Consider the following 22786-nt stretch of genomic DNA (forward strand, 5'->3'; position numbering starts at 1 on the left):
GTGCGGGAGTCCGTGCGGCGGCTCCTCGTCGTGTGCTCAGCCGGCGGTGAGCGGGCCGAGCAGCAGGTCGGTGAAGCGGCGGGTCCACTCGGCGGTGATCGGCTCGCCGCTGACCAGGACGCGGTGCTCGACGGTGCCCGCGATGGTGTCGAAGATGATGTCGACCTCCTCGCGGGCCGCGTCGGGGTCGGTGTCCGCGGCCAGCTCGCCGCGCGCCTGGGCGGCCGTCCGGCCCTGGCGGACCAGCCGCTTCTGCGGGTCCACGATGGCCTCGCGGATCCGGCGGCGCAGTTGCCGGTCGCGGGTGCCCTCGGCGAACAGCGCGAGCAGCGCGGCCTGGGTCTCCGGGCGGGCCAGCAGGTCGGCGAACTGGGCCACCACGGCCTCGATGTCGGCCCGCAGGCTGCCCAGGTCGGGCATCTCCAGCTCGTCGAAGAGGCTGGCGACGGCGTCCACCACGAGTTCGTTCTTGGACGGCCAGCGGCGGTAGAGGGTGGTCTTGGCGACCCCGGCGCGGCTCGCCACGTGGCCCATGGTCAGCCCGCCCCAGCCGAGTTCGGCCAGGGTCTCGCGGGTGGCGTCGAGGATCGCGCGGTCGGCGGCGGCGCTGCGCGGGCGGCCCTTGGCCCGGACGGCGCCCGCGGGCTCCGGGGCCAGGACCGGGGACCGGGCCGCGGTGGCCGGGTCGGGCCGCGCCTGGTCCGTGCTCTCCGTGCTCTCTGCGGGCTCCGTGCTTTCCGCGGGCTCCGCGGACCCCGGGATCGCTGGGGGCTGGGCGGCCGGCACCGGGCCTCCTTGCGCTCTACTGGTAAGTAACTTGGGCGGGGCTGGTAACGGTAGCGACTGTTCGCCGATTCGGGGAGCCGGGCGTCACGGGAAAGTGGGGCAGGTCACGTCCCCGGACCGCCGGTGGGGCTTGCGGGCGGGGCACCGCCTCCAGTTACGCTACGACTCGTAGCGAAAGCAGTGTCAACCAGGCGCCGCATCCCGTGGGACGGGGCGGCGCGGGCGCGGGTGGGGATCCGCGCCGAACGGTTCAGGCTACCGGGGGAGGGGCGCGGCGCCCGGGAATCCGCGTCGCGCGGCCCGTACGGTGCGACTTTCCCGGGGTTGGTGCCCGCCGGCAGCGCCGACGGGGGAGGATGGTGCCATGCAGCCACGGAATTCGCGTCTCAACAGTGCCGCCCTGCGCGGTGCGGTCGACCTCGCCGCAGTGAAGGCGGCCGGCGAAGCCGCCCAGAAGGCCGAGCAGGCCCGGGCCGAGCGGGCCCGTCAGGCGGCCGCCGCCGAGTCGGCCGGAGTCGCCCCCGCCCAGTCCGCGTACCAGCTCGTCATCGACGTCACCGAGGACACCTTCGAGACCGAGGTCGTCCAGCGCTCCACCGAGGTGCCGGTCGTCATCGACTTCTGGGCCGAGTGGTGCGGGCCCTGCAAGCAGCTGAGCCCGGTCCTGGAGGGGCTGGTCGAGGAGTACGCCGGCCGCTTCGTGCTCGCCAAGATCGACGTGGACGCCAACCCGCAGCTCTCCCAGCAGTTCGGCATCCAGGGCATCCCGGCCGTGATGGCCGTGGTGGCCGGTCAGCTGGTGCCGCTGTTCCAGGGCGCGGAGAGTGCCGCGAACATCCGCAAGATCCTGGACCAGCTGATCCTGGTCGCCGAGCAGCGCTTCGGTGTGGCCGGCGGTGCGGCCGCTCCGGGCGAGGCCCAGGCCGTCGCCCCGCAGTACCCCGAGGACCCGGCGCTGGCCGCCGCGCACGACGCGCTGGACGCCGGCGACCTGGCCGGCGCCATCCAGGCCTACCGGAACGTGCTGGCCGAGGAGCCGGGCAACACCGAGGCCAGGCTGGGCCTGGCCCAGGCCGAACTGCTCCAGCGGATCGAGGGCCTGGACCTCCAGGCCGTCCGGGCGGCGGCCGCGGCCGACCCGAAGGACGTCGGGATCCAGCTCCAGGCGGCTGACCTGGACCTGGTCGGCGGTCACGTCGAGGACGCCTTCGGGCGCCTGGTCGCCACCGTCGGGCGGACGGCCGGCGAGGACCGGGACACCGCCCGGCTGCGCCTGCTGGAGCTGTTCGAGGTGATCGGCCCGGAGGACCCGCGGGTCGTCGCGGCCCGTACGGCACTGGCGCGCGTGCTGTTCTGAGCCGTTGGGCGGTGCCTCGCCTTGTGCCCGGCCCCGCGCCCGGTTCGGGCCCCGTTCGGGCCCGCCGGCTGGCACCTCGGATGACCTGCGGTGTCGCCTGGTGATTTGGCGACAATCCGGTCAACTGGACAGAGGTTTACCAAATCTTGATTTCACCCGCGGGTGGTCACCATGTGTGACCACCCGCGGGTGTTTCGCTGGTGTTTCCGGCGGATTTCGCCATCACGGTTTCTCCAGAGGGTCACGCACGGTGCGGGCGGCGCGGATTCCATGATCAACGTCGCCTGATGTTGCATTACCCGTCAGTAAGGCACCTCTTGTGCTTCGCCCGGGATTCAAGCACGATCGGCCACGCCCGGTCCCGGGCTCCACACCCTCCGGCCACAGGTCGGCACGCGGAGCGCGGGATCCCCACCGGGTGATCCGTCGGCCCCAGGCCGACGGGAGGGAGGGCAGGGGGGTATCCGCGGTCCCACGGCGGTTCCTGTCCTTCGACCGGCCGCGCGGCCCTGCGCGGTCGCTGGTTGTCGCTCGGGGGTGATCGCCGATGTCGTCGGTCCTGCCCGTCGTCCCGCAAGGACGTCCGGTGCCGGGACGGGAGGTCCGCCGCACGCGGGCCGTTCCCGCGTCCGACGACGCCCAAGGCGCTCTCCGCTACCGAGGACGTAGCTCTCTCCCATCCCAGGCCCCCACCGGCGCGGGACGCGCCGCCGGGGAGCCGGAGATGTACGTCCTAGAAGGAGGACTCGCATGTCCAAGGCCTACGGCAAGACCCGCTGGAAGCGCTTCGCACTGGTGATGGTGCCGAGCGTCGCGGCCACCGCGATGGTCGGCGTCTCGATCGCCAACAGCGCGCTCGCCGCCTCGTTCAGCATTTCCGGCCAGCAGTTCAAGGTCAGCACCGACACGTTGCACGGCACCAACTTCGCCCAGTTCGGCTCGATCGACATCGAGGCGAACGGCAAGCCGCACCCGGTCGCGGTCTCGGCCTTCGACCACGCCACCATCACCAACCTGTGCCAGTCGGTGGTGACGGACCTGACCGCGTTCGGCATGGGCAAGATCACCCTGCAGCTGCACGCCGGTACGGACAAGGACAAGCCGGTCGAGGCCACGAACCTGCTGATCGACCTGGAGCAGCTGAACGCGGACGCGACCTTCACCGACATCAACATCGGTCAGGACGCCTCCACCCTCTCGGGCACGGCCACCCAGGGCTGGACCCCGCACGCGGGCGTCACCAAGGGCGGCGGCGGCGCCGGCCTGCCGACCGGTGCGACCGGGTTCGCCCAGTCCGCCAAGGTCGCCGACCTGAGCGGCGTCCAGCAGACCGCGCGGGCCACCTCGGCCGGCACGTTCGTGCTGAACGGCCTGAACCTCTCCCTCAAGAGCGGTGACGGCAAGGGCAACGAGTGCTTCTGAGCCTCGCCTGACGGTGCGCCGGACCGGCGTGCCCGAGTGACGGCACGGGGCCGGGGGCGGTCTTCCACCGCCCCCGGCCCATCCCCCATTGTTCTTCCCTCGTAGCGACGTCGAGGAGTTGCACCATGTCCAGCGCAACGGTCGAGACGCGGCCCCGCCGGCAGAACCCCGTCGGGTGGCTCTGGCGGCACTTCCGTGAATTCCGCCGCACCAGGCCCTTCTGGGGCGGACTGCTGGCCATGATCGCCGGCGTCCCGATCCTCTACTTCCCTTACGCCCACCTGTCGTTCGGTGGTCTGACCATCGCGATGTCCACCACGGCCGGTGCCGGATCGATGATCATCGGGGTCCTGATGATCATCCTCGGGCTGACCGCCTGGTTCCAGCCCGCGGTGCGCGTCTTCGCGGGCATCGCGACCATCCTGCTGACGCTGGTCTCGATCCCGGTCTCCAACCTCGCGGGCTTCGGCCTGGCACTGCTGCCGGGCCTGATCGGCGGCGGGCTGATGGTCTCCTGGGCCCCGGTGCCGGAGACCGAGCCGGCGGCGAAGGCCGGGCGTCGGCACCGGGCCGGGGACGCCGGGGGCGGCGCGGCCGGGAACGCCGTGGCGCAGAGCGTCGCCGCCGGGCCGGCCGCCGGACCTGCCGGGGCCGTCGCGGCGGGAGCCGCCGAGGCGCCCACCGCCGAACTGCCCGCCCAGGGTGGGCCGCAGGCCGCCGGACCCGCTGCCACCGGCGGCGCTTCCGAAGCCACCGAAGCCGCCGGAGCGGCCGTCCCGAAGCAGACCGGAGCCGTGGACCAGGAGGAGGCGCGGTGACCGGGCCGGCCGAGCAAGCCGACGGTACGACCGTTCCCGCGCAGCGCTCCGGCCGGCACGCGGCCCCGCGCACGCCCGTACGGATCCGGCTGAGAGGCCGCGCGCTGGCGATGGCGGCGGTGCCGACCGCGCTGCTGATGGCCGCGGCCTACACGCCCAACCCGGCGGTCGCCGAGTCCGCGGCGGGCAAGCCCTGCGGCACCGCGCCGGCCACGGTGCCGGACGTCGCGCCGATCGAGACGCCGGTGCCCAGGAGCGAGCTGCCCGAGCCGCCGCCCGGACCCTCCGGCGCGCCGAGCCAGGCCCCGACCACCGCGCCCTCCGCCGGTCCCTCGACCGGCCCGGGTTCGATACCGACCCAGGTACCGACCCAGGCTCCCACGCAGGCCCCGACCCAGGCGCCGGCCACCGAGCACGCCCGGCAGCCCACCCCGCCGGTCGATCCGTCGGCCACCGGGGGCGCGGCCACGGTGAACGCGGTCCACCAGGGCGGCGGCACCGGCACGGCGACCCAGGCCGGGCTGATCGACGACCTCGTCGGCGGCCTGGGCGGACTGTTCGACCCGAAGGGCTCGCCGAGCCCGACTCCGAGCGGCGCCCCGGTCACCACCCCCGTCCCGGCGACCACCCCCGCGGCGCCCACCACCCCCGCGGCGCCCGGCGGCCAGGCCGCTCCGGCCCCGCGCACGGGCACCCCGGCGCAGTCCGCCCCGTCGCAGGCCCAGGCCGACGCCACCCGGCAGACCGCGCCGCCGGCGACCGGGCCCGCCACCGACGAGCCCTCGCCCACCGCCACTCCGAGCGGCCGGGCGAGTGCCGGGCCGACGTCCTCCGCGACCCCGTCCTCCGGTGCCACGGCGGCGCCCACCGCGAGTGCCTCCGGCTCCCCGTCGGCCACGCCCACCGAGAACCCCGACTGCGACGTGGACACCCGGGGCCTGACCGCCGGCGCGGCCGCCCCCGGCCACGTCGTCCCCGAGCAGAACTGGACCCTGAAGACCAGCCGGCTCGGCCTGCACGGCGCGGCCTTCCACGGCGTCTACGACGTGCGGACGCCGACCGGCAGCAAGCGCGTCCTGAAGTTCGTGGTCGACAGCGTGGACATCGAGAACCTCGACATGTCGACCCTGGAGGGCAACGGCGTCACCTTCCACGTCCAGGGCGCCCCCGGCTCGACCTCGACCATGCGCAAGGGCCCGGTCACCATGTACGTGGAGCGGCTGTCCGGCCACCTCTCCAAGGTGCTCGGCCTGCCGATCCCGATCGACCTGGGCGAGATCACCCTCACCCCGGACACCCTGCCGCGCTGGCTGTACGACCTGATCGGCGCCATCCCGATCCCGCTGGACCTGGAGCTGACCGGCGTCACGGTCAAGCAGGCCGGTCAGTTCGGCGGCACCCTGCACATCCCGGGGATGCGCCTGTTCAACGACGACGCCCCCTACAGCGACGCGTAGCGGACGCCGTCACGCCCGTGGGGCGGCCCTCCCTCGGGAGGACCGCCCCACGGGCGTTCAGGACCGACGGGCGCTCACTCGCCCTGGGTGCCCAGGTGGTGCACCTGCACCATGTTGGTGGTGCCGGGGATGCCGACCGGGACACCGGCGGTGACGATGACGGTCTCGCCCTCGCCGAGCCGGCCCAGCCGCAGCAGCTCCCGGTCGACCTGCGCGACCATCGCGTCGGTGGTGGCCACCTGCTCGGTCACGTAGGCCTCGACGCCCCAGCTCAGCGAGAGCTGGTTGCGGGTGGCGGTGTCCGGGGTGAAGGCGATCACCGGGATCGGCGAGCGGTAGCGGGACAGCCGGCGGGCGGTGTCACCGGACTTGGTGAAGGCGACCAGCGCCTTGCCGTCCAGGAAGTCGCCCAGCTCGCACGCCGCACGGGCGACGGAGCCGCCCTGGGTGCGCGGCTTGCGGCCCGGGTTGAGCGGCTGGAGGCCCTGGGAGAGCAGCTCCTCCTCGGCCTTCTCGCAGATCCGGCTCATGGTGCGGACGGTCTCGATCGGGTACTTGCCGACGCTCGACTCGGCGGAGAGCATCACCGCGTCGGCGCCGTCCAGGATGGCGTTGGCGACGTCGGAGACCTCGGCGCGGGTCGGGCGCGAGGCGTGGATCATCGACTCCATCATCTGGGTGGCGACGATGACCGGCTTGGCGTTGCGGCGGGCCAGGGTGACCAGCTGCTTCTGGACGAGCGGCACCCGCTCCAGCGGGTACTCGACGGCCAGGTCGCCGCGGGCGACCATGATGGCGTCGAAGGCGAGGACGATCTCCTCCATGGCCTCGACGGCCTGCGGCTTCTCGATCTTGGCGATGACCGGCACCCGGATGCCGACCTCGTCCATGACCTCGTGGACGTCCTTGACGTCGTCCGCGTTGCGGACGAAGGACAGGGCGACCATGTCGACGCCCAGGCGCAGCGCGAAGCGCAGGTCGTCCTTGTCCTTCTCGGACAGGGCGGGCACGTTCACGGCCGCGCCGGGCAGGTTGATGCCCTTGTTGTTCGAGAGCACGCCACCCTCGATCACCACGGTCTTCACCCGCGGGCCGTCGACGCTGACGACCTCCAGGGCGATGACGCCGTCGTTGATCAGGACCGGGTCGCCGGGCTTCACGTCGCCGGGCAGGCCCTTGTAGGTGGTGCCGCAGATGTGCTGGTCACCGGGGACGTCCTCGGTGGTGATGGTGAACTCGTCGCCGTTGTCGACGGTCACCGGGCCGTTGGCGAAGGTCGCCAGACGGATCTTCGGACCCTGGAGGTCGGCCAGGACGCCGATGGCCTTGCCGGTGTCCTCCGAGACCTGGCGGACCTTGCGGTACCGCTCCTCGTGGTCCGCGTGGTTGCCGTGGCTCATGTTCAGTCGGGCGACGTTCATGCCCGCCTCGACGATGGCCTTCAGCTGTTCGTAGGAGTCCGTCGCCGGACCCAGGGTGCAGACAATTTTCGCTCGGCGCATATGGATCAGTCTATCCGTTCGTGTTATAGGTGCATTCGGCGCACACCAGGAGGAATCGCCGACGAATGGTTCCGGGGAGTGAGACGTTTCCGTGTCAGTCCTCGGACTCCCGGCCTTCCTCGTGCACCAGTGCGAAGGACTGTCGGGCGATCTCCAGCTCCTCGTCGGTGGGCACCACGGCGACCGCCACCCGGCCGTACCCGGGCGAGATGATCCGGGCCTCGCCGGACCGCACCGAGTTCAGCTCCGGGTCGACGGCGATGCCCAGTTCCTCCAGTCCCGCGGTGGCCGCCGCGCGCACCGGCGCCGCGTTCTCCCCGACGCCCGCGGTGAACGCGATCGCGTCCACCCGGCCCAGCACCGCGTAGTAGCCGCCGATGTACTTGCGCAGCCGGTGGACGTACGCGTCGAAGGCCAGCTTCGCGTCCTCGTCTCCCTCGTCCGCCCGGCGCATGATCTCGCGCATGTCGTTCTCGCCGCACAGCCCGCGCAGGCCGCTGCGGCGGTTGAGCAGGTCGTCGATCTCGTCCACGGACAGCCCGCCGACCCGGTGCAGGTGGAACACCACGCCGGCGTCGATGTCGCCCGAACGGGTGCCCATGACCAGGCCCTCCAGCGGGGTCAGGCCCATCGAGGTGTCCACGCAGCGCCCGCCGCTGACCGCCGAGGCGGAGGCGCCGTTGCCCAGGTGCAGCACGATCACGTTGACCTCGGCCGGGTCCTTGCCGAGCAGCCTGGCGGTGGCCCGCGAGACGTACTGGTGCGAGGTGCCGTGGAAGCCGTAGCGGCGCACCCGGTGCCGGTCGGCGACGGCCTTGTCGATCGCGTACCGGGCCGAGTACTCGGGCATCGAGGCGTGGAAGGCGGTGTCGAAGACGGCCACCTGGGGGAGGTCGGGGCGCAGCGCGCGGGCCACCTCGATGCCGGTGATGTTGGCCGGGTTGTGCAGCGGCGCGACCGGGATCAGCCGGCGGATCTCCTTGAGCACGTCGTCGGTGATCACGGTCGGCTCGGTGAACCGCAGGCCGCCGTGCACCACCCGGTGGCCGATCGCGGCCAGCTCGGGGGAGTCCAGCCCGAGGCCGTCGGCGGACAGCTCCGCGGCGACGGCCCTGAGCGCGGCGGCGTGGTCCGGGAAGACCCGGACGGTCTCGCGCGGTTCGCCGGTGCGCGGGGTGTGCACCAGGCGCCCGCCGGTCTCGCCGATCCGCTCGACCAGCCCGGCGGCGAGCCTGGCCCCGTCCAGCATGTCGATCAGCTGGTACTTCACCGACGAGGAGCCGGCGTTCAGCACGAGAACGCGGGTGCCATCGCTCATGCCGTGGGCTCCTTGCGGTCCTGGGACTGGATGGCGGTGATCGCGACGGTGTTGACGATGTCCTGCACCAGCGCGCCGCGCGAGAGGTCGTTGACGGGCTTGCGCAGCCCCTGGAGCACCGGGCCGACGGCGACGGCGCCGGCCGAGCGCTGGACCGCCTTGTAGGTGTTGTTGCCGGTGTTGAGGTCGGGGAAGATCAGCACGGTGGCCCGCCCGGCCACCGGGGAGCCCGGCAGCTTGGTGGCCGCGACGTGGGCGTCCACCGCCGCGTCGTACTGGATCGGGCCCTCGACCAGGATGTCGGGCCGCAGCTCGCGGACCAGTTCGGTGGCCTTGCGCACCTTGTCGACGTCCGCGCCGGAGCCTGAGGTGCCGGTCGAGTACGAGAGCATCGCGACCCGCGGCTCCACCCCGAACTGGGCGGCGGTGGCGGCGGACTGGATGGCGATGTCGGCCAGCTGCTGGGCGTCCGGGTCGGGGTTGACCGCGCAGTCGCCGTACACCAGCACCTTGTCGGCCAGGCACATGAAGAAGACCGAGGAGACGATCGAGGCGTCCGGCGAGGTCTTGACCACCTCGAAGGCGGGCCGGATGGTGGCGGCGGTGGAGTGCACCGCGCCGGAGACCATGCCGTCCGCGATGCCCTCCTGGACCATCAGGGTGCCGAAGTAGGAGACGTCGGTGACCACGTCCAGGGCCAGTTCGACGGTCATCCCCTTGTGGGCGCGCAGCTTCGCGTACAGCTCGGCGAACTGGCGGCGCAGCGGGCTGGTGGCCGGGTCGACGATCCGGACCCGGGCCCGGTCGCCGTCCGGCTCCTCCCCGGCCCCGAGGCCGGGCGGCGCCCCCACCTGCGGCAGCTCGATGCCGTGGGCGGCGGCGGTGCGGCGCACCGCGTCCGGCTCGCCGAGCAGGGTGAGGTCGCAGATGTTGCGGCGCAGCAGGATCTCGGCGGCGCGCAGCACCCGCTCCTCGGTGCCCTCGGGCAGGACGACGTGCCGGCGCCCGGCCCTGGCGCGTTCCAGCAGCTCGTGCTCGAACATCATCGGGGTGACCCGCTCGGACCGGCCGACCTCGATCAGGTTGGTCAACTCGGCGGTGTCGACGTGCAGTTCGAACAGGCCGAGGGCGATCTCGGCCTTCCGGGGGCTGGCCGAGGTGAGCTTGCCCTCCAGGTGGGTCAGATGGGCGGCGGTCGGCCAGCTGCCCCCGGGGACGACCGCGACCGGGGTGCCGGGGGCGAGCCGGGCGGCCAGGGCCATCACGTTGGGGCCGGGGTGCTGGCCGAGCGTCAGCAGCACGCCGGCGATCGGCGGGGCGCCGGCGGCGTGCGCGGCCAGCGAGCCGATCACCAGGTCGGCGCGGTCCCCGGGGGTGACGACCAGGGCGCCCTCGGTCAGCGCGTCGAGGAAGGTGGGCAGCATGGCGCCGCCGAAGACGTAGCCGCGCACGTCCCTGGCGAGGCCGGCGGCGTCCCCGAGCAGCACCTCGGCGCCGGTCGCCTCGACCAGTTGCGCGACGGTGGGCGCGGCCAGCGCCGGCTCGTCGGGGATGACGTAGGCGGGGATCGGCAGCTTCTCGGTGAGGGTGCGCTGGATCCGCTGCTTGCCGCCGGGGGCGACCCGGTTGGCGATCATCGCCAGGGTCTCGCAGCCGAGGTCGGTGTACGCCCGGTGCGCGTTGCGGACCTCGGCGATCACCGTCTCGGCGTCCTCGCCGTGCCCGCCGACCACCGGCAGCACGGCGGCGCCGAACTCGTTCGCCAGGCGGGCGTTGAAGGCGAGTTCGTCCGGGATGCCGGTGTCGGCGAAGTCGGTTCCGAGCACCAGCACCGCCTGACAGCGCCGCTCCAGCGCGTGGAAGCGGTCGACCAGGACGGAGACCAGTTCGTCCTGCCCCCGGGCGGCCTGGAGCGCGGCGGCCTCCTCGTAGGTGAGGCCGTACAGCCCGGCGCTCGGCAGGTCGAGCCGGTAGCGGCCGCGCAGCAGCTCGACGACGTGGTCGGAGCCCGGCTGCCCGGGTGCGGCGGCGTGCACCAGCGGGCGGAACACCCCGACCCGGTCCACCTGGCGGGTGAGCAGTTCCATGACCCCGAGTTCGACCGCCTGGCGGCCGTCCCCCCGGTCGATACCGGTCACGTACACGCTGCGCGCCACGTGGGTGTCTCCGTCCCGTCGTCTCGGAAAGTGGTCATATCGACCATACCTTCGCACCCCGAACGGCCGTCCGCGAGCAGAACGGCGAGGTTCGGGCAAGGGGCCGGAGGTCCCGCCCGGGTGCCCGCCCGGAGGGGCGGGCGGGCACCCGGTTCCTCAGCGCGCCGGGCGGAGCCAGACGGTGGCGAGCGGGGGGAGCACCAGTTCGGCGGAGCGCGGCTGGTCGTCCCACGCGACCGGCTCGGCCTTGACCGGGTGGGAGTTGCCGACGCCGCTGCCGCCGTACTCCTCGGCGTCGGTGTTCAGCGCCTCCTCCCACAGCTGTTCGCGGCCCGCCAGCCGGGGCAGGCCGACCCGGTGGCCGTGCCGGACGACCGGCGAGAAGTTGCAGACCGCGACCAGCGGCGAGCCGTCGGCCGCGTACCGGACGAAGGAGAGCAGGTTGTCCTCGGCGGCGCCGCCGTCGAGCCAGCGGAAGCCCTCGGGGACGGTGTCCAGCTCCCACAGCGCCGGGGTGTCGAGGTAGCGGCGGTTGAGGTCGCGGACCAGCCGGCGCACCCCGAGGTGCTCCCGGTGGGCGGGCCACTGCTCGTCGAGCACCCACCACTGCGGGCCCTGCTCGTGGTCCCACTCCGCGCCCTGGGCGAACTCCTGCCCCATGAAGAGCAGTTGCTTGCCCGGGTGGGACCACATGAAGCCGAGGTAGGCGCGCTGGTTGGCGCGCTGCTGCCACCAGTCGCCGGGCATCTTGGAGACCAGGGACCGCTTGCCGTGCACCACCTCGTCGTGCGAGATCGGCAGGACGTAGTTCTCCGAGTAGGCGTACACCATCGAGAAGGTGATCTCGTTGTGGTGGTACTTGCGGTGCACCGGCTCCTTGGACATGTAGACCAGCGAGTCGTGCATCCAGCCCATGTTCCACTTCAGGCCGAAGCCGAGGCCGCCGGCGTCGGTGGGGCGGGTGACCCCGTCCCAGGCGGTGGACTCCTCGGCGACGGTCACCACGCCGGGGCAGCGCCGGTAGACGGTGGCGTTCATCTCCTGGAGGAAGGCGGCCGCGTCCAGGTTCTCCCGGCCGCCGAACCGGTTGGGCGTCCAGTCGCCGCCCTCGCGGGAGTAGTCGAGGTAGAGCATCGAGGCGACGGCGTCCACCCGCAGGCCGTCGACGTGGAACTCCTCGCACCAGTAGACCGCGTTGGCGACCAGGAAGTTGCGCACCTCCTTGCGGCCGTAGTCGAACTCCAGCGTCCCCCAGTCCGGGTGCTCGGCGCGCAGCGGGTCGGCCGGCTCGTACAGCGGCTCGCCGTCGAAGCGGGCGAGCGCGAAGTCGTCCTTGGGGAAGTGGGCGGGCACCCAGTCGACGATCACGCCGATGCCGTGCCGGTGCAGGGTGTCCACCAGGTACCGGAAGTCGTCGGGGCCGCCGAGCCGGGCGGTGGGGGCGTAGTAGCCGGACACCTGGTAGCCCCAGGAGCCGCCGAAGGGGTGCTCCATCACCGGCATGAGCTCCACGTGGGTGAAGTTCAACTCCTGGAGGTAGCGCGGCAGTTCCTCGGCGATGGCGCGGTAGGTGGTGAGCTCGGGGCGCCAGGAGGGCAGGTGCAGCTCGTACACCGACATCGGCGCCCTGTGGTGGGTGGCGCGGGCCCGGCGGGCCATCCACTCGCCGTCCTGCCACGCGTAGCAGGAGGAGGTGACCACCGAGGCGGTGCCGGGCGGGCACTGGGCGGCCCTGGCCAGCGGGTCGGCCTTGTCCAGCACCCAGCCCTCCCGGGTGTGCACCTCGTACTTGTAGGTGGCGCCCTCGGCCAGCTCGGGGACGAACAGCTCCCAGATCCCGGACGAGCCGAGCGAGCGCATCGGGTGCCCGGTGCCGTCCCAGTGGTTGAAGTCCCCGATCAGCCTGACCCCGGCGGCGTTCGGCGCCCAGACCGCGAAGGCGGTGCCGGGCACCCCGTCGACGGTGCGCACGTGCGCGCCGAGTGCCCGCCACAGCTGCTCGTGGCGGCCCTCGGAGATCAGGTGCAGGTCCAGTTCGCCCAGCGTGGGCGGGGTGCGGTAGCCGTCGTGCTGGCGCAGCGGCTCGCTGCCCGGGTACGTCACCAGCAGGGTGTACTCCGGCGGTTCGCCGCCGGCCACCAGGCCGGTGAACAACCCGCCCTGCTGGTGGGTGAGTTCGGCCGGCCCCTGGGAGGTCTCGACGACCACCCGCTCGGCGAGGGGGCGCAGCACCCGGATCGCGGTGCCGCCGTGCACCGGGTGCGCGCCGAGCAGTGCGTGCGGGTCGTGGTGCTGTCCGCCCACCAGCCGGTCGACCTCGGCCGGCGGCAGCGGTGCCTCGGGCAGCCGCAGTGCCCCGGTGGGGGCCGGGCGTCCGGCTCCCCCGGGGTCCGCGGCCGCGGGCGGGAGCTGCGCGGGCGGGAGCGGCTCGGGGGGTTCCGCCCCGGGGTCGGCGTTCCCTCCCTCCTCGGTCGTCCGGCGCGCCTCGCGCTCCTGGCCGGCGCGCCCCCCTTCGGCGGGGAGCGGCCCGGCCAGGAAGGTGGCCGGTACGGGGCTGGGGGTGGGGCGGCCGGTCGGGTCGATCGGCGTCACGGCGGGGTCCTCCTGCGGCGGGGTGGGCGAACTCCTGCGGGCGGGACAGGAAGCGGGGCGGGTCTTGTCAGGCGGGCGTTGTCGGACGGGCAGGGTCGGACGGGCGGGGTCGGACGGGCGGGGTCAGACGGGCAGGGCCAGCCGGCTGATCGCGGCCAGCGGGATCGGCAGCCAGCTCGGCCGGTGCCGGGCCTCGTACACCACCTCGTACACCGCCTTGTCGATCTCCAGCGCCCGCATCAGCTCCGGCGAGGCCGCCGGGTCGGCACCGCCTCCCGCGGTGTAGCCGGCGCAGAAGGCGGTGCGGTTGCGCTGGGCCCAGGCGGCGGCCAGGTGGGCCAGCTCCGGATCGACCGGGCCGCCGGCCAGCAGGTGGGCGGCCGCGTAGTCGAAGGAGCGCAGCATCGCGGCGATGTCGCGCAGGGCAGGCTGCGGTTCGCGGCGCTCGTTGACCGACTTGGCCGGCTCGCCCTCGAAGTCCAGCAGCACCCAGCCGTGCGGGGTCCGCATCGCCTGTCCGAGGTGCAGGTCGCCGTGGATGCGCTGGACCGGCAGGCCGTCCGGGTGGGCGTCGGCGAGCTGCTGGAAGGCGGCGCGCAGTGCGGCCCGGAAGCGCAGCAGCCCGGGGACGGCGGCGACGGCGCTGTCCAGCCGGTCGGCCATCGCGCCGGCCAGCCGTCCGGTCTGGGTGCGGTCGAGTCTGGCCACCGGCATCGAGCGGGCCAGCACCCGGTGCACCTCGGCGGTGGCCCGGCCGAGCCGGTGCGCCTCGATGGCGAAGTTGCCGGGGGAGCGGTCGCCCTTGAGCCGGCCGACCTGGTCGAGGGCGAGTTCCCAGCCGTCCTCGGCGTCCGGCAGGTAGCGCTGCAGCAGCCCGAGGGTGGCGGGCTCGGCGCGCTCCATCCGGCTCTCGAACCAGGCGGCGACCCGGGGGATGCGGGTGGATCCGGCCCGGGAGAGCGCGAGCGAGAGTTCGAGGTCGGGGTTGGTGCCGGGGTGGATGCGGCGGAACAGCTTGAGGATGTACGAGGTGCCGTAGATGACCGAGCTGTTGGACTGCTCGGCGGTGGAGGCGCGGCCGGGGAGGTTGGCGGGCAGTCCGGAGCCCGGGGTGCGGCGGAAGGACAGGGCGCCGAAGCGGTCACCGGTGGCCAGGTGTTCCAGCAGTCGCCCGGTGAGCTCGGGGTCGTGCACCGCGTCGTAGAGGGTCGCGCCGTCGTACGGGCCCTGGCTGAGCCGGCCGAGCACGGCGCCGGGCCCGATGTCCCCGAGTCCGGCCGAGCGGATGCCGAGCAGCAGCTGGTAGATGTCGCCGTGCGGGGCGCCGGCCGTGGTGGCGTGCTCGACCCGCAGCAGCAGGTGCAGCAGGGCCGGGTCGCCGACCTGGAGGGGGGTGCCGACCACCGGGGTGAGGCCGGTGATGGGCCTCCCCTTCCCCGCGTACCAGCGCTGGCTGGGCAGCCACGCGGCGATCAGTGGCAGGGCCGCCTGGACGAGTTCGCTGACCCCCAGGGCGGTTCTCCTGGACCCGGTGGCCCGGGTGCCCGCCGGTGCGGCGGAACCGGTGGGGGCGTCGTCCTGGAGGTGGGCTTGAGAACGGGAGGTTTCGGACATGACTCCCTTTCCCCGGAAGCGCGCGCGGACTGCCCGACGGGTCGTGGCCGGGTCCGTCAGTCTTCCGGATTGCGGCGGCGCGGCGGTCGCGGCACGCGAGCACACGGCTCGGGTGTCACGCCTTCGTGTGGGTGGCCGTTGGGCTGTTCTCCGTACGCGGTGGTGCAGAGAACTCCGGGGGCGCGGGGGTTCAACTCGCGCCCCCGGAGGGTCTGGTGCTGCTGTTCACGCTGGTGTTCCGGGTGCGGCGGATCGTTACTTCGACCGCCTGGTCCCGCTCAGGCGCGGTGGCTGCCGGAGCTGGAACCAGTAGAAGCCGTGCCCGGCCAGGGTGAGCAGGTAGGGCCACTCGCCGATCGACGGGAAGCGCACCCCGCCGATCAGCTCGACCGGGTACCGTCCGCCGTACTGCCGGAGGTCCAGCTCGGTCGGCTGCGCGAACCGCGAGAAGTTGTTCACGCACATGACCAGGTCCCCCTCGTGCTCGCGCACGAAGGCCAGCACGGCGGGATTGCTGGAGGGCAGTTCGGCGTAGCTGCCGAGGCCGAACGCCGGATTGAGCTTGCGGATCTCGATCATGCGACGGGTCCAGTGCAGCAGTGAACTCGAACTGCTCTGCTGCGCCTCGACGTTGGTCACCTGGTAGCCGTACACCGGGTCCATGATGGGCGGCAGACTGAGCCTGCCCGGGTCGGCGGACGAGAAACCCGCGTTGCGGTCCGGGGTCCACTGCATCGGGGTGCGCACGCCGTCCCGGTCGCCGAGCCAGATGTTGTCGCCCATGCCGATCTCGTCCCCGTAGTAGAGGACCGGCGAGCCGGGCAGGGAGAGCAGCAGGGCGGTGAACAGCTCGATCTGGTTGCGGTCGTTCTCCAGCAGCGGGGCGAGCCGGCGGCGGATGCCCACGTTGGCGCGCATCCGGGGGTCCTTGGCGTACTCCGCGTACATGTAGTCGCGCTCCTCGTCGGTGACCATCTCCAGGGTCAGCTCGTCGTGGTTGCGCAGGAAGATCCCCCACTGGCAGCCGCCCGGGATCTGCGGGGTCTTGGCGAGGATCTCCGACACCGGGTAGCGGGACTCCCGGCGCACCGCCATGAAGATCCGGGGCATCACCGGGAAGTGGAACGCCATGTGGCACTCGTCGCCGCCGGAGGCGAAGTCGCCGAAGTAGTCGACGACGTCCTCCGGCCACTGGTTGGCCTCGGCGAGCAGCACCGTGTCCGGGTAGTTGGCGTCGATCTCCTTGCGGACCCGCTGGAGGAACTCGTGGGTCTCCGGCAGGTTCTCGCAGTTGGTGCCCTCGCGGGCGAACAGGTACGGCACCGCGTCCAGCCGGAAGCCGTCGATGCCGAGGTCGAGCCAGAACCGCAGCCCGGCGATCATCTCGGCCTGGACCCGGGGGTTGTCGTAGTTGAGGTCCGGCTGGTGCGAGAAGAAGCGGTGCCAGTAGTACTGCTTGCGGACCGGGTCGTAGGTCCAGTTGGACGTCTCGGTGTCGACGAAGATGATCCGGGCGTCCGGGTACTGCTTGTCGTCGTCGGCCCACATGTAGAAGTCGCCGTACGGCCCGTCCGGGTCCGACCGGGAGGCCTGGAACCACGGGTGCTGGTCGCTGGTGTGGTTCATGACGAAGTCGATGACGATGCGCATGCCGCGGGCGTGCGCGGCGTCGACGAACTCCATGAAGTCGGCGAGGTCGCCGAACTCCGGCAGCACCGAGGTGTAGTCGGACACGTCGTACCCGCCGTCGCGCAGCGGCGAGGCGAAGAACGGCGGGAGCCAGAGGCAGTCGACCCCGAGCCACTGGAGGTAGTCGAGCTTGGCCGTGAGCCCCTTGAGGTCCCCGACCCCGTCGCCGTTGCTGTCCTGGAAGGACCGCACCAGCACCTCGTAGAAGACCGCACGCTTGAACCACTCGGGGTCGAGCTTCTTCTTCGAGGTCTCGGGGAAGGTGTCGGGGACGGGCTCGTTCACTGTCACGCTGGGTTCCTCCGAACCGTGAGGAGGTGAGCCGGCTCGGCTGAGGGATCGAGCCGGACGTAGTTGTGCCGGCCCCAGGTGTAGACGGCGCCGGTGAGCTCGTCGTGCACCGCGTAGGGGCCGTCCGTGTCGTGCCCGGGGAGGGCGAGCGTGACGGTGGCCTCCTGGACGTGGTGCGGGTCGAGGTTCACCACGGTGATGACCTGGTCGGTGAGGCCCTCGGGGGTGGTCGCGGTCTTGGAGTAGGCGAGCACCTGGTCGTTGTCGGTGGGGTGGAAGCGCAGGTCGCGCAGCTGCCGGAGGGCGGGGTGGCGGCGGCGCAGCCGGTTCAGCACGGTCAGCAGCGGGGCCAGGGTGTCGGTGCGGCTCCAGTCGCGCGGGCGCAGTTCGTACTTCTCCGAGTGCAGGTACTCCTCGGAGCCCGGGTGGGCCGGCTCGTTCTCGTACAGCTCGTAGCCGGCGTAGACGCCGTAGCTGGGGGAGAGGGTGGCGGCGAGCACCGCGCGGACCGCGAAGGCGGCGCGGCCGCCGTGCTGGAGGTACGCGTGCAGGATGTCCGGGGTGTTGGCGAAGAAGTTGGGCCGCATGTAGGCGGCGGCGTCACCGCTGAGTTCGGTGAGGTACTCGGTGAGTTCCTGCTTGGTGGTGCGCCAGGTGAAGTACGTGTACGACTGGTGGAAACCGATCTTCGCCAGGGTGTGCATCATCGCCGGGCGGGTGAAGGCCTCGGCCAGGAACACGACGTCCGGGTCGGTGCGGGCGACGTCGGCGAGCACCTTCTCCCAGAACACCACCGGTTTGGTGTGGGGGTTGTCGACCCGGAAGATCCGGACGCCGTGCGACATCCAGAAGCGGAGGATCCGGATGCTTTCCTTGACGATTCCGTCCATGTCCTGGTCGAAGTTGACCGGATAGATGTCCTGGTACTTCTTCGGCGGATTCTCGGCGTACGCGATGGTGCCGTCCGCGCGGTGGTTGAACCATTCCGGATGCTTGTTCACCCACGGGTGGTCGGGGGAGCACTGGAGTGCGAAGTCCAGCGCCACCTCCAGGTGCAGCGCCTGCGCCTCGGCGACGAAGTGGTCGAAGTCCTCGATGGTGCCGAGGTCCGGGTGGAGCGCGTCGTGGCCGCCCTCGGGGGAGCCGATCGCCCAGGGCGAGCCGACGTCGTGCGGACCGGCCGTCAGGGTGTTGTCCGGGCCCTTGCGGAAGGCTCGGCCGATCGGGTGGACCGGCGGCAGGTAGACCACGTCGAAGCCCATCGCGGCGACGGCCGGCAGCCGCTCGGCGGCGGTGCGCAGGGTGCCGTGGCGCGGCGGCTCGACGCCGGCCGGGTCCACCACCGCGCCCTCCGAACGGGGGAAGAACTCGTACCAGGAGCCGAACAGCGCGCGCTCGCGGTCCACCTGGAGCGGCAGCGGGCGGGAGGCGCTGAGCAGCTCGCGCAGCGGGTGGCGGGCCAGCACGTCGAGCACTTCGGGGGCGACCGCGGCGGCCAGCCGGGACAGCGGCGGCAGCGACGGGTCGCGCAGCGCGTCGGCGGCGGCCAGGACGTCGGCGCGGCCCTCCTTCTTGGGCACCCCGGCCGCGGCCTGCTCCAGCAGCCGGGCGCCCTCCTCCAGGACCAGCGCGGTGTCGATCCCGGCGGGCAGCTTCACCGCGGCGGCCTTGCGCCAGGTGGCGACCGGGTCGCTCCACGCCTCCACCAGGTACGACCAGCGGCCGGGAGCGGTCGGGGTCACGTGCGCGCCCCAGCGGTCGGTGCCCTCGGCCAGCTCGCGCATCGGCGTCCACGGGCCGCTGCGGCCGCGCGGGTCGCGCAGCACCACGTTGGCGTTGACGGCGTCGTGGCCCTCGCGGAAGACGGTCGCGGTGACCGGGAAGGTCTCGCCGACGACGGCCTTGGCCGGGCGGCGGCCGGCGTCGACGAGGGGACTGACGTCCAGGACGGGGATGCGGCCGATCACGGTGTCGCTCTCTGTCGTCTTGCGGGCGGAGGGCTTGGCGGTGGCCTTGGCGGGGGGTTTGGCGGGGGTCCTGCCGGCGGCCTTGGTGGAGGACCTGCCCGCGGTCTTCCCCGCGGCTGCCCTCCCCGTGGGGGTTTCTCCCGCGGAGGCCTTGGCGGCGGACGTCCGGCGCGGCGCCGGATCGGCCCCGGCGCCGCCCTTCGGGGTGGTGGCCGACGCGGTGGCCGTGGTGCGGCGCGTGGTGGTGCGCCTGCGGGGTGCCGCGGTGCTGTCCTCCTCGGCCCCTGGGTGTCGGTCCGCCGGGGAGGGCCCGGCCGTGGAGGGCCGGGCTTCGGAGGATCCGCCACCGACCGCCCCGGACGCCCTCGGCGCCGGCATCGCCGGATCTGTCCGAGTGTCAGAATCCATCCGTCCGGCGGATTCCGCGACCGCTGCGTCGAGGGTGTCGGCCACCGGTGTGGACTGGTCCCGCGTGTCGCCGTGCATGCCAAGCTCCTGCCCGAGATCGGCGGCAGCTCCCCGCGGGCCGAGGCCGGGGGAGTACCGGGAAGACTGCTGGGTGGGGAGGACGTGCGACCGGAGCCTGCCCGCGCCGCTGTTCCCGGCAACCTGCCCGGCGCCCGCCGAGCCGGCGGCGGGGCGCCCCGGAGCCCGTGTGCGTCCCGGCGCACGCCTCCGCGGGGCACGCGTCTTGGGCGACCCGGTCCACCCGTGAACGAGCGGACCGGGCGCGAGGACACGCGTCCGTGCGCGGTGAGCGCCGAATGGGCCAAGAAGGACGGGAACGGTCAACGCGAAAAGGATTCGGACGTGCTGCTTCGAGGGGGACGCCACCCGTCGTCGCACTGCCCACAGCATCGAACGACCTTCGGCCATCCTCGCACCGGAGGCGGGGTTTTTGCAGCGGTACGACAGTAGTTTCGGGTCTTCTCCCGAGTGGATGAGCCATCGGAAATGGACCCGTACCGAAGAGTTCACGTATTGGTAGCGCAGGCCCCGGAAATGTGCGCCGCGCGCGCCCCCCGTGCAGACCAATGCGCCGAATGCGATCTCATCAATAGGCCGAACGGATGCCCAATAGTCCACTTGACGCTCTGTCGGACCGATCGCCGAGGCTACGCTTCACGCCGTGAAGGCAATCCGCAGATTCACCGTCCGCACCGTCCTGCCCGAACAACTCCAGCCGTTGCACGAGCTGGCCCTCAACCTGCGCTGGTCCTGGCACCCCGAGACCAGGGACCTGTTCCGGTCCGTGGACCCCGAGGTCTGGGCCGCGACCGGCGAGGACCCGGTGCGGCTGCTCGGGGAGGTCCCGGCCACCCGGCTCGCCGCGCTCGCCACCGACCGGCGCTTCCTGCGCAGACTCGGCGACCTCGCCGAGGACCTGCGCGAGTACCTGACCGGCCCGCGCTGGTACCAGACCCGTCAGGCGGCCGACGCCGCCCCGCTGCCCGCCGCGATCGCCTACTTCTCACCCGAGTACGGCATCGCCGCCGCGCTGCCCCAGTACTCCGGCGGACTCGGCATCCTGGCCGGCGACCACCTCAAGGCCGCCAGCGACCTCGGGGTGCCGGTCATCGGCGTCGGCCTGTTCTACCGGCACGGCTACTTCCGCCAGTCCCTGAGCCGGGACGGCTGGCAACAGGAGCGCTATCCGCTGCTCGATCCGGACGAACTCGCGGTCAGCCTGCTCCGGGAGGCCGACGGCACCCCCAGCCGGATCGACCTCGCCCTGCCCGGCGGCCGCACCCTGGCCGCCCACATCTGGAAGGCCCAGGTCGGGCGGGTCCCGCTGCTGCTGCTCGACTCCGACATCGAGGCCAACTCGCCGGCCGAGCGGGACGTCACCGACCGGCTGTACGGCGGCGGCAGCGAGCACCGGCTGCTCCAGGAGATGCTGCTCGGCATCGGCGGCGTCCGGGCGGTGCGCGCCCACTGCCGGCTCACCGGGCACCCCGCCCCCGACGTCTTCCACACCAACGAGGGCCACGCCGGCTTCCTCGGCGTGGAACGCATCCGGGAGCTGGTCGCCGAGGCCCCGGCGGGCCTCGACTTCGCCGCCGCGCTGGAGGCCGTGCGGGCCGGCACCCTCTTCACCACCCACACCCCCGTCCCGGCCGGCATCGACCGGTTCGACCGCGAGCTGGTCGCCCGCCACTTCGGCGGCGACGCCGCGCTGCCCGGTGTGCCGGTCGACCAGGTGCTCGCGCTCGGCGCCGAGAGCTGGCCCGACGGGGACCCGAAGCTCTTCAACATGGCCGCCATGGGCCTGCGGCTGGCCCAGCGCGCCAACGGGGTCTCCACCCTGCACGGCGAGGTCAGCCGCTCGATGTTCAACGGCCTGTGGCCCGGCTTCGACCCGGCCGAGGTACCGATCACCTCGGTCACCAACGGGGTGCACGCCGCCACCTGGATCGACCCGGCGGTGGTCAGGCTCGGCGCCGCCGAGATCGGCGCCGAGCGCGCCGAGGAGGCGATGACCACCGGGGAGACCCGGCGCTGGACCGGCCTGGAGCTGATCGGCAACACCGAGGTCTGGGAGCTGCGGCGAAGTCTGCGGGCGCAGCTGGTGGAGGAGGCCAGGCGCCGGCTGTACGCCTCCTGGCGCCGGCGCGGGGCCGGCGAGGCCGAACTCGGCTGGGTCTCCTCGGTGCTCGACCCCGACGTGCTGACCATCGGCTTCGCCCGCCGGGTGCCCTCGTACAAGCGGCTCACCCTGATGCTGCGCGACGCCGAGCGGCTGCGCGCCCTGCTGCTGCACCCCACCAGGCCGGTGCAGGTCGTGGTCGCCGGCAAGGCCCACCCGGCCGACGACGGCGGCAAGCGGCTGATCCAGCAGATGGTCGCCTTCGCCGACGATCCGGCGGTGCGGCACCGGATCGTCTTCCTGCCCGACTACGACATGGCGATGGCCCAGCGCCTCTACCCGGGCTGCGACGTCTGGCTGAACAACCCGCTGCGCCCGCTGGAGGCCTGCGGCACCTCGGGGATGAAGGCCGCGCTCAACGGCTGCCTCAACCTGTCCGTCCTGGACGGCTGGTGGGACGAGTGGTACGACGGCCGCAACGGCTGGGCGATCCCCACCGCCGACGAGAGCGGCGGGGTGCTCGACCCGGACAGCGGCGAGGCCGAGCGGCGCGACGACATCGAGGCGGCCGCGCTCTACGACCTGATCGAGAACCAGGTCGCCGCCCGGTTCTACGACCGGGACGGGGACGGGCTGCCGCAGCAGTGGATCGCCATGGTCCGGCACACCCTGGTGACCCTCGGGCCCAAGGTGCTGGCCGGGCGGATGGTCCGGGAGTACGTCGAACGGCTGTACGCGCCGGCGGCGCAGGCCCAGCGGGAGCTGGCGGACCGGCAGGGCCGCAGCGCGCGCGAGCTGGCGGTGTGGAAGGCGAAGGTCAGGGAGGCGTGGCCGGCCGTCCGGGTGGAGCACGTCGAGGCGGACTGCCCGGCCGACGCGCAGGAGCTGGGCAGCTCGCTGGCGCTGCGGGTGCAGGTCGGGCTCGGGACGCTGGAGCCGGCCGACGTCGAGGTGCAGGCGGTCTCCGGCCGGGTCGACGAGCGGGACCGCATCTCGGACGCCTGCCTGCTCGCCCTCAAGCCGGTCGGCGGGCCCGACCTGGACGGCCGCACCCGCTACGAGGGCTCGCTGGAGCTGTGCCGGACGGGACCGTTCGGCTACACCGTCCGGGTGCTGCCCGCACACCCCCGGCTGGCCTCGCCGGCCGAGCTGGGGCTGGTCGCCCTGCCCGCCGAGTCGGCCGGGATGGACGCCGGGCTGCTGCGCTGACCCCCGGACGGCCGCCGGCGT

Annotated in this window: 14 protein-coding genes; 5 read left to right on the plus strand and 9 right to left on the minus strand. The window is 72.9% G+C overall.

Translation table 11 applies throughout. The features are described 5' to 3' along the window. Positions 1-36: 36 nt before the first annotated feature. Complete coding sequence (locus ACIQOW_RS13405; RefSeq protein ID WP_401083762.1) at positions 37-657, minus strand: TetR/AcrR family transcriptional regulator; 621 nt, start codon at positions 655-657, stop codon at positions 37-39. 493 nt (positions 658-1150) lie between these two features. Here ACIQOW_RS13405 and ACIQOW_RS13410 point away from each other — a divergent pair, with 493 nt between their 5' ends. The 3 genes from ACIQOW_RS13410 (at position 1151) to ACIQOW_RS13420 (ending at position 4383) form a co-directional block, all read left to right on the plus strand. Further along, positions 1151-2143 carry a tetratricopeptide repeat protein gene (locus tag ACIQOW_RS13410; protein ID WP_401083606.1) on the plus strand — a complete coding sequence of 331 codons (993 nt, stop codon included), beginning with the start codon at positions 1151-1153 and terminating at the stop codon, positions 2141-2143. 750 nt (positions 2144-2893) lie between these two features. Next, on the plus strand, positions 2894-3565 hold the full coding sequence (locus ACIQOW_RS13415) for a DUF6230 family protein (RefSeq protein WP_401083608.1): 672 nt from the start codon (positions 2894-2896) through the stop codon (positions 3563-3565). Positions 3566-3690: 125 nt separating this feature from the next. Continuing rightward, positions 3691-4383 carry a DUF6114 domain-containing protein gene (locus ACIQOW_RS13420; RefSeq protein ID WP_401083610.1) on the plus strand — a complete coding sequence of 231 codons (693 nt, stop codon included), beginning with the start codon at positions 3691-3693 and terminating at the stop codon, positions 4381-4383. A gap of 148 nt (positions 4384-4531) precedes the next feature. Here the strand turns inward: ACIQOW_RS13420 and ACIQOW_RS13425 are convergent, their stop codons facing one another. After that, complete coding sequence (locus tag ACIQOW_RS13425; protein ID WP_401083612.1) at positions 4532-5314, minus strand: hypothetical protein; 783 nt, start codon at positions 5312-5314, stop codon at positions 4532-4534. On the opposite strand from ACIQOW_RS13425, the gene ACIQOW_RS13430 reads away from it, so the two are divergent. Next, entirely contained in the window at positions 5307-5840 is a 534-nt protein-coding gene (locus tag ACIQOW_RS13430; RefSeq protein WP_401083614.1) for a hypothetical protein, read from the plus strand. The two genes, ACIQOW_RS13425 and ACIQOW_RS13430, sit on opposite strands and share 8 nt — an antisense overlap. Positions 5841-5914: 74 nt before the next feature. Here ACIQOW_RS13430 and pyk read toward each other — a convergent pair whose 3' ends face one another. The 7 genes from pyk to ACIQOW_RS13465 all read right to left on the minus strand — a co-directional run bounded on the left by pyk (position 5915) and on the right by ACIQOW_RS13465 (position 18969). Then, positions 5915-7342, minus strand: a complete 1428-nt coding sequence (gene pyk, locus ACIQOW_RS13435) for a pyruvate kinase (RefSeq protein ID WP_401083616.1) — start codon at positions 7340-7342, stop codon at positions 5915-5917. A 94-nt stretch (positions 7343-7436) separates the two neighbouring features. Next, entirely contained in the window at positions 7437-8660 is a 1224-nt protein-coding gene (locus ACIQOW_RS13440) for an acetate kinase (protein WP_401083618.1), read from the minus strand. Further along, entirely contained in the window at positions 8657-10816 is a 2160-nt protein-coding gene (pta, locus tag ACIQOW_RS13445; RefSeq protein ID WP_401083620.1) for a phosphate acetyltransferase, read from the minus strand. Before pta ends, ACIQOW_RS13440 begins: the two co-directional genes overlap by 4 nt. A gap of 156 nt (positions 10817-10972) precedes the next feature. After that, positions 10973-13408 carry a 1,4-alpha-glucan branching enzyme gene (gene glgB, locus ACIQOW_RS13450; protein ID WP_401083622.1) on the minus strand — a complete coding sequence of 812 codons (2436 nt, stop codon included), beginning with the start codon at positions 13406-13408 and terminating at the stop codon, positions 10973-10975. Between the two features lie 123 nt (positions 13409-13531). Then, on the minus strand, positions 13532-15022 hold the full coding sequence (locus ACIQOW_RS13455; RefSeq protein ID WP_188298304.1) for a maltokinase N-terminal cap-like domain-containing protein: 1491 nt from the start codon (positions 15020-15022) through the stop codon (positions 13532-13534). A gap of 255 nt (positions 15023-15277) precedes the next feature. Further along, positions 15278-17002, minus strand: coding sequence for a maltose alpha-D-glucosyltransferase (gene treS, locus ACIQOW_RS13460; protein ID WP_401083625.1), 1725 nt, complete (start codon positions 17000-17002; stop codon positions 15278-15280). After that, positions 16999-18969: an alpha-1,4-glucan--maltose-1-phosphate maltosyltransferase gene (locus ACIQOW_RS13465; RefSeq protein WP_401083764.1), complete on the minus strand. Its 1971-nt coding sequence runs from the start codon at positions 18967-18969 to the stop codon at positions 16999-17001. Before ACIQOW_RS13465 ends, treS begins: the two co-directional genes overlap by 4 nt. 1129 nt (positions 18970-20098) lie before the next feature. Here ACIQOW_RS13465 and glgP point away from each other — a divergent pair. Beyond that, the gene (glgP, locus tag ACIQOW_RS13470; RefSeq protein ID WP_401083627.1) at positions 20099-22765 is read left to right on the plus strand and encodes an alpha-glucan family phosphorylase; all 2667 of its coding nucleotides are present in this window, start codon (positions 20099-20101) and stop codon (positions 22763-22765) included. The last annotated feature ends 21 nt before the right edge of the window (positions 22766-22786 follow it).

The sequence above is a fragment of the Kitasatospora sp. NPDC091335 genome (genome assembly GCF_044757205.1).
Classification (GTDB): Bacteria; Actinomycetota; Actinomycetes; order Streptomycetales; family Streptomycetaceae; genus Kitasatospora.

What these genes read in the sequence shown, in the direction of transcription:
- ACIQOW_RS13410 (WP_401083606.1), top strand. Translation starts at nt 1,151, where the DNA reads ATGCAGCCACGGAATTCGCGTCTCAACAGTGCCGCCCTGCGCGGTGCG.
- ACIQOW_RS13415 (WP_401083608.1), top strand. Translation starts at nt 2,894, where the DNA reads ATGTCCAAGGCCTACGGCAAGACCCGCTGGAAGCGCTTCGCACTGGTG.
- ACIQOW_RS13420 (WP_401083610.1), top strand. Translation starts at nt 3,691, where the DNA reads ATGTCCAGCGCAACGGTCGAGACGCGGCCCCGCCGGCAGAACCCCGTC.
- pyk (WP_401083616.1), bottom strand. Translation starts at nt 7,342, where the DNA reads ATGCGCCGAGCGAAAATTGTCTGCACCCTGGGTCCGGCGACGGACTCC.
- ACIQOW_RS13440 (WP_401083618.1), bottom strand. Translation starts at nt 8,660, where the DNA reads ATGAGCGATGGCACCCGCGTTCTCGTGCTGAACGCCGGCTCCTCGTCG.
- ACIQOW_RS13455 (WP_188298304.1), bottom strand. Translation starts at nt 15,022, where the DNA reads ATGTCCGAAACCTCCCGTTCTCAAGCCCACCTCCAGGACGACGCCCCC.